We start from the raw sequence: 11,644 nt of genomic DNA on the forward strand, positions 1-11,644 counted from the left end.
GGGGTGGGGAAGGTGCGGAAGGTGCGGAAGGTAGGGAAGTTGGAGTTGGAATCTGGAACTTTGCATTGCGAGAACGCACATTACTACTACCTGCTATTTCTCTAACTTCTCCATCTCCCCCATCTCCCCTACTCCCACTTGGCAGCAGCGGATCAACCGGATTCTGGAGTACGTCGTCAAGGCGATCAAGGGTGCCGCCGAGTTCTTGGAAGTCGCCTGCGAGCTTGAGCAACTGGTTGACGGGCTGCATGAATTGCTGAATGAGCGACTGAAAGGCGACGAGCATACCGATGCTGAGGGCACCGTCGATGACGCGGAAGCCGCCGATGGTGAGCAGCAGCATGGCGCTGAGACCGGAGAGAAAAGCGGGGAGCATACCGAGGCGCTGGTTGATGCGATCCATCTCCTGGCGGGCGTTGAGAGATTTGGCGTAGTACCCGGCCCAGCGGTTGAAGAAGTCGGACTCTAGGCCCGAGGCTTTGAGGGTTTCAATGCTTTGCAGACCAGCGATCGCAACCCCGCTGACCTTACCCTGCTCCTGCATCAGGCGCATATTCGTGTCCGACCGCTGGCGGGCGACCCAGCGCAGAGCAATCAGGTTCACCGCCACTGAGCCAATGCCAATTAGGGTGAGCACCCAGTCGTACTGCCACATCACCAGGCCATAGAAAACCACCATTACGCAGGAAATGGCGGTGGTGGCCAGTTCACCGGAGAGCAGGCTGGCGAGGCGATCGTTGAGCTTGATGCGGTTGCTGATTTCCCCGGCAAACCGCTGGTCGTAGAAGCTCACCGGCAGGTGCAGAATGTGCCACAAGAAGCCGCTCGACATACCCATGGCCAGCTTAATTCGCAGCCGCCGCAGGATTTGCAGCTGGAGCCGTGTTAATAATCCGGTGAGGACGGACGTGATAAGCATCCCCAGCAGCAGCGGTCGCAGCCAGCTACTGCGGCCCTGGATCAACACCTGATCGACAAAGACCTGAGAAAAAGCGGGCATGGCTAGACCCGGCAGCACCAGCAGCAGCCCCGCCAGTAGACAAAAGGCCAAGGCGCGGAAGGAGCCGCGCAGGCGAAAACGGAGCGATCGCACCAAATCCCGCTTTTGCCCGCCAGTTTGAAACTCAGCATCCGGAGTAAAGGTCAGCACCACCCCAGTAAACCCCTCGCTAAATTCGTCGAGGGAAACCGTGCGGGGGCCAGTGGCCGGGTCATTCAGGTACACCTTTTGGCGATGGAATCCTTCTACTACTAAGAAGTGGTTGAAATTCCAAAACACGATGTAGGGCCGCTCTAGCTGCTGCACAGCCTCCAGAGAAACCTTAAAGCCTTTGCCGTTGAGGTCGTACAGCCGCGCCGCATTCAGCACGTTCGATGCTTTGCTGCCATCGCGCGAAACGCCGCAGGCCTGCCGCAGGTCAGCCAGCGAGACAATCCGCCCGTGGTAGCCCAGGATAATCCCCAGGGAGGCAGCACCGCATTCCACCGCTTCCATTTGCAGCAGGGTGGGTGTGCGTCGCAGGTCGGGGCGGCGGAAGCGGTCTTTGAGCTTGGCAATCAGATGTTTCATGACTCTCCTCCTTTTACGGCTTCATCCCCAAACCCGGCCCACTGCTTGAGAATTGGTAGCACATAGGAAATGGGGCGGCGCTTTTCGACAGTGATGCGCACGGTGGTGGTCATGCCGGGGGTCATAGGTTGGTTGGGACCCTGGGGCGAGGCCGACCAGCGCAGTTGGCTGGGGTTGTTGGGGTTGTAGTCGGGTTGCAGAGTGGCGAAGACGGCGATGTGCGGCCCGTCGCCTATGATGCCGGGCAGAATGTCGGGGTGGCCGACCAGGCGGGCGGCTCCGGCCTGGGTGACGGGAAAGCTCGATACTTCGTCAACGGTGCCTAGGATGCCGCCGTACTCTTCGCGTTTGACGGTGGTGGGGGTGGCTTGAAGGGTCATGCCGACGCTGATTTTTTTGCCTTCGCTGACGGGTAGAAAGGCCACGCTGGTGAGGGGGGTGTCGTCATCCTGGGCGGCGATCATCGCTACAGGCATGCCAGGGTCAAGGCGCTGACCGGGCTGGGCCATGACCTCAATCACCTGGCCGTCGTGGTCGCTGGTGATGGTCTGGTTGCGGCTGAGCTGTTCGGTGAGTTGGGCAATAGTGCGTTCGGTATCTTTGATCTCTTTTTGGCGCTGGGCCGTGGTAGTGCTGTCTTGCTCGGCTTGGGCGGCGGCGCGGGCGTCAAGATCTTGGAGTTGGGCCTGGAGGTCGGTGATGCGGCTGAGGTTGTCGAGGTAGTCGCGCTGGGCTTCGGTGTCGCGCAGATCTAGGGTTTCGAGCTGGGTTTCAACATCGTTGACTTCGTTCTGTAGCTCCTGGTATTCCAGCTGTACGCTCAGCACTTCTTCTTGGGACATGGCTCCCTCGTCGGCCAAACGCTGCCAATTTTCCCAACGGGTTTGATAGATGGGCAGGCGAGATTGCAGAGTTGTAAGCCGCTGCTGAAGGGCTCGGCGCTCCTGGCGCAGCGATTCTTCGGCGCGGGCTTGCAGGGTGGGGGTGAGGGACTGCTGCGATCGCAAATCTTGCGCCAAGGCTCGCCGCTGCTGGGCGATCGCCCCCTCGTCTAGACTGCTGCGATCGCTGTTCAACCGCTGGGCTGTCTGGTCTTGAATTTGTAGCTGAGTCAGCTTCTCCTGGGCCAGCCGCAGCTGAGTCTCTAGCTCTGACTGGTCTAAAACCGCTAGAATATCGCCTGCCTTCACCCAGTCCCCCGGCTTCACCTCGATCGAGCGCAGGGGGCCAGCACCGGGGGATTGGGCCGTCACTACATCGCTGGGGTAGACCAGCACCCCCTGCCCAGTAACGGTTAAGGGAATTTGGCCCAACAGGCTCCAGGCGGCCCCAGCACTGACTAACAGACCCAGGGCCGTCAGCGCCAGCCAGCGCTTGGGGCTAACTACCTGCACCAGCTGATCGAGCTGTTCGGGAGAGGCGCTGCGCTCCAGCGCCTGGGGGCGAAATAGGTTGCTATGTTTTACCGGTACCATGGTCAAACTCCGGGGGTAGATTGAGCCTGCAAACGCTGCACCAGCCACTCAAAGCGAGCCTCAGCCAGGGTCACCCGCTCCAAAAGTTGGCTATCAAGATCGGTATTAGGAGCTAAAACACCCAGCTTTTGCAGAATGAGCTGCTGTTTGCTGGCCAGCAGCAGTGCCAACAGTCGGTAGAGGCGGGCGGCAAAGGGGCGATCGTAGAGCAGCTTGGCCAGTAGCCGCCAGCGAGGGATGCTCAGCAGAGTAGACTCGCGCAGGGCGATCGCCCCCACCGCCGCCGGAGCCGAATCCAATAGCAGGGTTTCACCGATCAAGTCACCCCGCGACAGCCGGGCAAATTCGGTCTCGGCTCTCTCTGGGTCTGGCATGAGGGCGGTCACGACCAGGTTGGGCGGCTGCTCAGCAGCGCTCAGGCCCACCGCCCCTTCTAGCAATAAATGCAGGGCATCGACCGGATAGCCGCAGCGCAATAAAGGCGTACCAGGCTTAACCGATTCGACCTGACCCACCGCCATCAGCCAGTCCAGATCGCTGTCGGCCAGTTCGGCAAACACCGTCGCCGCTTCTTTGAGCTGAAGCTGGCCGAGCAGAGCTACGCTGTAGCCCATCTGCGCCGCCCACTGGGTGAGCTGGTGCCGCAGGGTCAGGGCTACCACCCGGTAGAACGGGGCGGCGAAGTCGGCATCGTCTGCTAGTTTTTGGCTGAGAACAGCTAGGGGAAGCGCCAGAACGGTGGCATCGGTGAGGGCAAATAGGGTGGATTGAGAGAGGTAGGTCGTTACGGTAGGCAGTGCGCCAGTCAGCTCCCCACTGGGTAATCGCAGGATTTCTTTGGGGGTAGCTTTGCCAGTCTCATCTGATGGGGTCTCTAACACCACTGATAGCTGACCATTGACCACAATCCACAGGTGGTTAAGAGGCTGATGAGAGGTGTGGAGGCGATCGCCTGCCTGAAGCGATCGCAGCGTGCCGGTCTGCACCAGCCAATCCACATCTTGCTGGTTAAATTCTCGAAGTAGGGGCGTTGTCATCGCAATATCCTGATTCGTTAATGACTCAAAACCTGCTATCGCCCAAACAGGCGCGACAGCCCGGCAAACACAGCAAAAATTTGATCCACCGACTCAAAGCCCAGCCCGGCAAATTGGAAAGTGCCTGAGGAAGTATTAGACGTTTGCGCCAGCGTAGATCCTGGGCAACCACAGCCTCCGGTCTGGCCCAAAAGGCTTTCGCTTTGATCGAACATCGAACCCGAAATAAAAATATCTAGTCCGCCAGAAACCTCGTCTAATTCTGTCAGGGTTAGCTCAACAGGGGCGAGATCTAAATCATGCTCTTTCATGGCTTAAAAATCCTGTATCTAAGGCAAAAAATGGATCGAACTTGGCTCATTAAAACTTAGGAGACATGCAGAGACATGGTAAGGCCACATCTCTGCATAGAAGCCCCGTTCGATAGTTGGGCGAGTGGTTTTAGCGGATTAAATGCTTAAACCACTCGTTTGAACTTGGGCTTGATTACAGCCCGAAGCCAATCACATCGGAGTTACCAGAGGCGGTATCAAAGCCAGTGAGAGAGCTAATGCTGCCAGCACCGTTAGGGCCAGCAAAGCTCACCTGATCCATCTTGATACCCGACTGCTCGAAGAAGCTGCTCGCTCCTTTAAACAGGCTGCTGATATCGCCTAGGCCGCTGACGCCCCCACTGCAATCGTCGAGTTCGCCTTCGGTGAGTTCAGAAATGGCCAGGTTAGCGGCCTCTTCGGCTTCGGTGATGATGTCGTTGAGCTTGATCATGTCAGACATGGAAGTTTCTCCTTTTGAGAAGTTAGTTTTTTCGAGTTAGGAAGGTAGGTTTGTTTGCCTTCCTGTTCTTACCTATGTCTCGCGGAGGTAAGCTTATTCACTTTAGTAATAACCTTCGCCTGGGAACTGTGAGGGCATTGAAGTAGGGGCAATATTTTCGCTGACTTTGGGCTTTGCAGCCTGCTGCAACTGTCGCGCCTGCTGGTGATAACGCAGTGCCGTTTTGTTTTGCTGTAAACCTTCGTGCAGGCTGGCGAGATCGGCTAAAATCTCGGCGGCCAGGGCGCGATCGCACTTCTGGCAGAGCATCAGAGCAGCTTCAAAATGAGCGATCGCTAAATCCGTATGACCCGCACATTTAGCTAATTGGGCAATGCGCCTGCGAATCATGATTTCGTAGCTGTTGCCTTCGAGCAGAGTCTGGTGCTGGCGATAGCCGTCGAGGGCCGACTCGTAACAGGCCAAGGCGCACCAGTGATCGCCTCGCACCGCATAGACACGCCCCATGCAGCCCAGGGTAATGGCTTCGCCCAGTTTGTCGCCCAGTTCGTAGCGCAGGGCGAGGGCTTTTTCGAGGGTTTTAAGGGCTAGGCGATAGCGGCGACGGTAGTAGTAGCCCATGCCCAGGGTGTGGAGGGCGGCAGCATAGCCCGCGTCGTCTGCGGTGTTGTGCAGCTGCTGTACGGCCTGGGCAGCATAGTCGTAGGCCCAGCGGTACTGCTGGCGTTGGGCAAACACCACGCTGAGGTGAGTGAGGGTGTGGCCCAGAGCTACGGCATCCTCGGCGTGGCTAAAGGCATTGAGCGATCGCAAATAGGCCCCGGCGGCCCTGTCCCATTCGCCCAGTTGGCAGTAGAGGTGGCCCAGGGCACTCTGGGTTTTGCCGGTTTCGAGCCAGGCGGGCACAGACCGCAGCCAAGAGAGGTGATAGCGCTGTTCGATGGTCTGTACTGCGGGGAGCATTTGCATCAAAACTACCGGGCAGCTCTGCGCCAGGTAATCGATCAAAAAGCGGGGGCTGATCATGGTAGGTAGGGTTGAACTCGTCTACCTTTTACCTATGTCTGGAGGGGCCAAACCTATTCAGGGTCTAGTGTTTGGCGATTCTGGTACGGATACTCGTTCCGAGTCGAAGCCCGTTTCTAAGATGCCGTAGGCTTTACACTACGCGGATCGTCCCCGCCGAGCGCTCAGTTTTCTACCACCTGAATTAGGGTAGACAGAGCCGCTAGTTGGGTAGTGTCTACCCCGCGCACACCACCGCGCACGGTGATCTCGCCGCGAGTAGTGCGATCAATATCACCCAGTAGGGTGTCTATCACATTGACGGGATCATTATCTTGCAGGCCAATGGGTTCACCGCTGCGGGTGTTGTTGGCAGCGGCAATTTGCCGAAGACCGCGCAGGGCATCGCGCAGGGGGCTGGTGCTCACCAGGGTCAAAATTTCGGCATAGCCCGAGCTGCTCAGACATAGGTGAAAGGCTTCGCTGGGATTAGCACAATAGTCACGGTTAGAGTCGCGCCCTAGCTCCTGATGGGGAATGGTGAGCTGCTGCCCTGGCTCTAGCAGTGGTTCACTTTCTGGCGAATCCCAATCGGTGGGGTGTAGCACCGCCATGCTCCCTGAGCTGCCAATGGCCAAAATGGCGACGTAGAGGTTGCGAGGTTCGCCATTAGCGACCGTCACCACGATTTCACTGCCCGATTGCAGCATTTGGACGGCATCATCTAGCCTTTGGGTCACCACGCCCCCTTGACTACCTCGGCTAACACTGCGACCTACGGCCAGATCGCTATCCACCGGCTGTACTACCACCGCGACATTGAGGTTAGAGGTGTCGCTGTTGAGCACCGATCGCAGCACCTGCCCAGCTAGCAGCAGCTTGAGCGTAGGGTTAAGTCGCTGGATGGCGGCGGCAATAGGTTCCCCAGGCTCGCCAAAGCTGGCACGAATGGCCACTAACCCTGGTGTAAACAGGCCAATGCTGCCCACCTCGCCCACGTCACGCACGGCGTCGGCGGTGGCGATCGCCAGCCCCTGCTCTGTCATGCGCCCCAGCAGATAGTGGGGGCTTTGGCTGCCATCCACCGCGACGGGCTGAATGCGGTTAAAGGTAGCTAGCTGCGGTCGCGCCGTCTCCACATCTGCCCCCAAAGAAGCATCCAGACCCACTCGCAGAGTCAAATCGGTTGGCACTCCCCGCACCCGTTCACGCAGCAGTTGCCCCGCTGCGATCTGCTCCCGAGTGCTATCCGCCAGAGTACCGTAGCCCTCTAGCCCCACCCGCCGGGTTTGCTCAACCTGACCGATTTCATGGCCATTGCCATCCACGACCGAGAAAATAGCCCCGCTCTCAAAAGCCGCCAAACTCTGGGACGATACGCCCCCCAGCCAAAACTTGACCTCGCCACTAGCCTCAGTGCCCACAACCACGGCCTCTGCTGCCGGGGACTGGGGACGGCTAAAAAAGAGCGGTTCTTGACCAAAGTTGCGCCCTGGCTCCACCTCGTAGATGGGCGATTGCACAATGCGAGCGCTGTTGGCTACATCCCGCGTGCTGCGGGCCAGGTCGACAAATACGCGATCGAGCGGCGGGTTGCCGGGCTGCTGCCACAGGTAGCGGGTCAGCGCATAGGTAAACGCCCCAGCATAAAACTGTCCTGCACCCTCACCAAAGGAGGCATCTGCCGCCAGTTGGTTGGCCTGGGCCGACCCCAGCGCCACCCCCTTAGCAATGCCCCGGCTACGCTGGGCCTTTAGCTCCGCAGGCGACCAGCCTAGCTCCGCCAGCCAGCGCTCTTGCACCGCCAGTTCGGCATTGCTAGGTTCTGCATCGCCCAGGGCTACCTGTGACTCAACAGCCCGCATGATCAGATCGCCTCGAGTACCGCCGCCGGAGTGGCAGCTGTCGAGCATGACCGTCACCTGGTCGGTTTTGAGGTTTGCCATCAGCAAAAACAGGGTTTTGCCCATGATGTCGTTGACCTGGTTGTCGGTCACATTCAACCGAGCATCGTAAGGCAGCAGGCTGCCGTTGTAGCCCTCGACCCCGTTGGCGATCGCGATCGGGTCGGGGTCGCGTACCAGAGAACCGTGGCCTGAGAAGTGAAACACCACCACATCCCCCGGTTGGGCCTGGTCAATTAAGTGAGTCTCAAAGGCGTCTAGCAGGTTTTGGCGGGTAGCGGCCTGGTTTTCTAGGGTGAGAATATTGGCTGGATCAAAGCCAAAGCGGTGCACCAGCAGCTCTTTTTGCATGCGTACATCGGTGAGGCAGCCCCGCAGGGGAGTGACCCCAGCGGGGTACTGATTAACGCCGACTAGCAGGGCCAGTTTGCGGCTAGTCGGCTGAGCCAGGGCGTGGGCGTAGCGATCGCCCTGCCGCCGCACATTCATCTGGCTCAGACCGATCGCCGCCAGGGTAGAACCAGCAGCTTGCAGAAAGTGTCGGCGTTTGAGGTTTGCCATGGGAAAAGAATGAATAAAGAACGAACGCAGTTGGCTTTAGGGTTGGGGGTCTACAACGCCTCAATGGGTTGCCAATCACCCGAGAAGAGGAAGGCCGCCCAGTAGTAGGGATGAGCATAGGCAGGGTCTGCTAGCAGCGCGAGCTGGACCTGGCGCAGGGCAACGCTGCGACCTTCGCCCTGGAGTAGGTGCTGGTAGTAGCGCTCCATCAGATCGGCAGTAGCCTGGTCATCAACTTTCCATAGGCTCATCAGCTGGCTTTCGGCCCCGGCCATGACAAAGGCACGGCGCAGGCCATAAACGCCTTCACCGTTCGCAACATCTCCCACACCAGTTTCGCAGGCGCTGAGCACCACCAGGCGAGTGCCGCGCAGGTCCAAACTCGCGGCTTCTAACGCGGTAAAAACACCGTCTTCACCGACACTGTCTCGGGTATTGAACCCGGCCAGGGCCAGCCCCGATCGCAGCAGCGGATTCTCGCGGCTGGTGGGGCGATTGGCAGCGGGCAAAGGGCTACTGCTGAGCGGCGATGCAGAGACGATATTAATCTCGCCGCGACTGTCAACCGGGGGTATAAACTCAACATCCTCAAGAAAGAAGCCGTGGGTGGCCAAGTGCAGGATGCTCGGCCCCTGCACCTGCTTGAGGGCACTTTCGCTAGCCTCGGTCTCGGTGAGCATGATGGGGTTGGATAGCAGGGGGGCAATGGCGTTGACCTCGCGCTCGGTACCGGGCAGGGGGCCAAAGCGCAGGTCGGCGATGTCGGTGGAGCGCTGGTCGGTGGCCCTCGTCCCCGACCCCTCTGCCTGGGGGCGAGGGGAGGCAGAGGTACCCGCCGCTAAAGTGGCACCCTCCGCAGCGGCGGTGTCGTAGTTGGGGTTGGCCAAGATGACCGGAGGCTGGCGGCTAGCGATAGGGATTTGCAGCCGCCGCAGGTCGCGGCCTGTGGTCAGGTGGGTGAGGGTGTAGGTCTCGGCCAGGTAGCGGTCTTGCTCATCCACCAGGGCCGCAAAGGGCACCAGGTTGAGCTGACCATCGGGGGAGAGCAGCAGGTGGGTGGCATTGCCCAGCAGGGGTCGAATGGGGGCCATGAGCTGCTCATCGAGGGCGCGAGCCTGAGTGAGAGAAGTGGGCGTGCGGGTGGCGTTGAGAAAGGCAACGGCGACCTCGTCAATGGTGGCGGCTTCGCCCAGCTCGACCCATTGGGGGTCGCCTGTGGAATGAAGAATGTAGGCGGCGTAGCTGGGGCTGCCCCAGCTTCCCGCTCCAGTCGGGTCAAAGGGGAAATAGCGCACCAGTTCGACCAACGCCGCATCGGCGGGAATGAGAGCCTGGATGGCCTCAATTTCGACCGGCTCGGTGGCCGTGCGGAATTCGGCACTGCGGCGCGAAAGATCGGTTTCTAAGGCGTCAACCTGCTGGCGCAGGGCATCGATTTCGACTCGATAGGCAGCGGGCTCTTGATTGCCCAGGCCGCCATAGAGGCGGGTGGCCAGCTGGCTTTGGGCGGCTGTGTAGCGATCGAGCAGGGGAGCTAGCTCAGGGCTGAGGTTTTGCCGCAGCAACTGCTGGGTATCGGTGACGGCATCGAGAATGCGCCCCTTGCGCCGCAGCACCGTGGTCAGAGCCAGACGCCCTGCCGCGAGGTTTTGCGGCGCACCCTGAAGATGCAGGGAGAGTGCTCTGTTAGTGGTGCCGGATAGGGTAGCGATGTAGGCTTGCTTGCGCGCCTCAGAGCCAATGGCCAGGTTGAGGGCCAGGTTGGTTTCTTCAATGGCAACGCCACGATTTAGAACCGCAATGCTTTGAGATGTATTGCCCTGGGTAGAGTAGAGGATTGCCAAATTATTCAAGCTAGTGGCGACATAGGGATGAGTTTTGCCTAAGGCTGTTTCAAAAATCGAGAGCGATCGCTCAAAGAGCAGTTCTGCGGCATTGTAGTTGCCCTGATCTTGGTAAATACTGGCTAAATTGTTGAGGCTGGTGGCGACATTAGGATGGCTCTCACCTAAGGCCGTTTCATAGATCGAGAGCGATCGCTCAAAGAGCAGTACTGCGGCACTGTAGCTACCCTGATCTTGGTAGAGGAGTGCCAAGTTATTGAGGCTAGTGGCGACATTAGGATGGCTCTCGCCTAAAGCTGTTTCTTGAATCGAGAGCGATCGCTCAAAAAGCGGTTCTGCGGCACTGTAGTTGCCCTGGGATTGGTAGAGGGTTGCCAAGCCATTGAGGCTATCGGCAACATCGGGATGGGTCTCGCCTAAGACCGTTTCCGAAATCGAAAGCGATCGCTCAAAGAGCGATGCTGCAGCACTGTAGTTGCCCTGGGATTGGTAGAGGGTTGCCAAGCCATTGAGGCTATCGGCAACATCGGGATGGGTCTCGCCTAAGGCCGTTTCCGAAATCGAAAGCGATCGCTCAAAGAGCTGTTCTGCGGCACTGTAGTTGCCCTGAGCTTGGTAGAGTTCTGCTAAATTATTCAGGCTGGTGGCGACAGCAGGGTGGCTCTCACCTAAGGCCGTTTCATTAATGTTGAGGGCGCGCAGTAAGAGGGGTTCTGCGGCACTGTAGTTGCCCTGGTCATAGTAGAAGAGTGCCAAATTATTTAAGCTTTGGGCGACATCGGGATGGCTCTCGCCTAAGGCCGTTTCTCGAATCGAGAGCGATCGCTCATAGAGCGGTGCTGCCGCACTGTAGTTGCCCTGGGCTCGGTAAAGTTCTGCCAAATTGTTCAAGCTATCGGCAACAAAAGGATGGCTCTCGCCTAAAGCTGTTTCAAAAATCGAGAGCGATCGCTCATAGAACGGTGCTGCGGCACTGTAGTTGCCCTGGGCTTTGTAGAAGAATGCCAAATTGTTGAGGCTAGCAGCAACAGCGGGATGGGTCTTGCCTAAGGCCGTTTCTAGAAGTTGTAAAACTTGTTCTGCTAAAGGAATTGCTTCGGCGTATCGCCCCTGTTGATACAGCTCAACAATCTGTTGATTGAGTGCATCGGCTTCAGCCAGGGGCTCTGCTGGAGCCTGAGCCAGCCCGATAGATGGCTGAGCGGGGAGCTTATGCGCCTTCGCATCCAACTCTCTAGCCACGACCGCCTGCCCCACCCCGGCAGTCCCAGCCAGCCCGGCCATCACCAGACCGCTAACAGCCAGTCGAGCCAGAGGTTGTAGCCCGAACCCGGCCTGAACCTGGTGCTGTCGTCGCTGGTTCATAAAAATTACCTTTTACGTGCTAACAGCCTATATCGCTGCCGGACGTGAACTGATTCACCTCGACAAATCAACGCTAGCGGCGTTGAAGTCACCGCTTAATCGCCCATCG

Annotated in this window: 8 protein-coding genes; all 8 read right to left on the bottom strand. The window is 58.6% G+C overall.

Translation table 11 applies throughout. From position 1 onward, the window contains the following. Positions 1-1,570 (bottom strand): cysteine peptidase family C39 domain-containing protein (locus tag IQ273_RS00390; protein ID WP_228052183.1); only part of this gene is annotated, 1,570 nt, incomplete at its 3' end. After that, positions 1,567-3,045: an NHLP bacteriocin system secretion protein gene (locus tag IQ273_RS00395; protein ID WP_194020997.1), complete on the bottom strand. Its 1,479-nt coding sequence runs from the start codon at positions 3,043-3,045 to the stop codon at positions 1,567-1,569. The genes IQ273_RS00390 and IQ273_RS00395, both read right to left, overlap by 4 nt. 2 nt (positions 3,046-3,047) lie before the next feature. Next, complete coding sequence (locus tag IQ273_RS00400; protein ID WP_194020999.1) at positions 3,048-4,082, bottom strand: cyclic nucleotide-binding domain-containing protein; 1,035 nt, start codon at positions 4,080-4,082, stop codon at positions 3,048-3,050. Positions 4,083-4,117: 35 nt separating this feature from the next. Further along, a complete protein-coding gene (locus tag IQ273_RS00405; RefSeq protein WP_194021001.1) occupies positions 4,118-4,393 on the bottom strand; it encodes a hypothetical protein in 276 nt (91 codons plus the stop codon). Between the two features lie 175 nt (positions 4,394-4,568). Beyond that, positions 4,569-4,856, bottom strand: a complete 288-nt coding sequence (locus IQ273_RS00410; protein WP_194021004.1) for a hypothetical protein — start codon at positions 4,854-4,856, stop codon at positions 4,569-4,571. 102 nt (positions 4,857-4,958) lie between these two features. Beyond that, the gene (locus IQ273_RS00415) at positions 4,959-5,882 is read right to left on the bottom strand and encodes a tetratricopeptide repeat protein (RefSeq protein WP_194021006.1); all 924 of its coding nucleotides are present in this window, start codon (positions 5,880-5,882) and stop codon (positions 4,959-4,961) included. A 164-nt stretch (positions 5,883-6,046) separates the two neighbouring features. Beyond that, a complete protein-coding gene (locus IQ273_RS00420; RefSeq protein ID WP_194021008.1) occupies positions 6,047-8,326 on the bottom strand; it encodes a caspase family protein in 2,280 nt (759 codons plus the stop codon). Positions 8,327-8,376: 50 nt separating this feature from the next. Then, a complete protein-coding gene (locus tag IQ273_RS00425) occupies positions 8,377-11,535 on the bottom strand; it encodes a CHAT domain-containing protein (protein WP_194021010.1) in 3,159 nt (1,052 codons plus the stop codon). Positions 11,536-11,644: the final 109 nt, after the last annotated feature.

This window comes from Nodosilinea sp. LEGE 07298 (assembly GCF_015207265.1).
In the GTDB taxonomy this organism is placed as follows: Bacteria; Cyanobacteriota; Cyanobacteriia; order Phormidesmidales; family Phormidesmidaceae; genus Nodosilinea.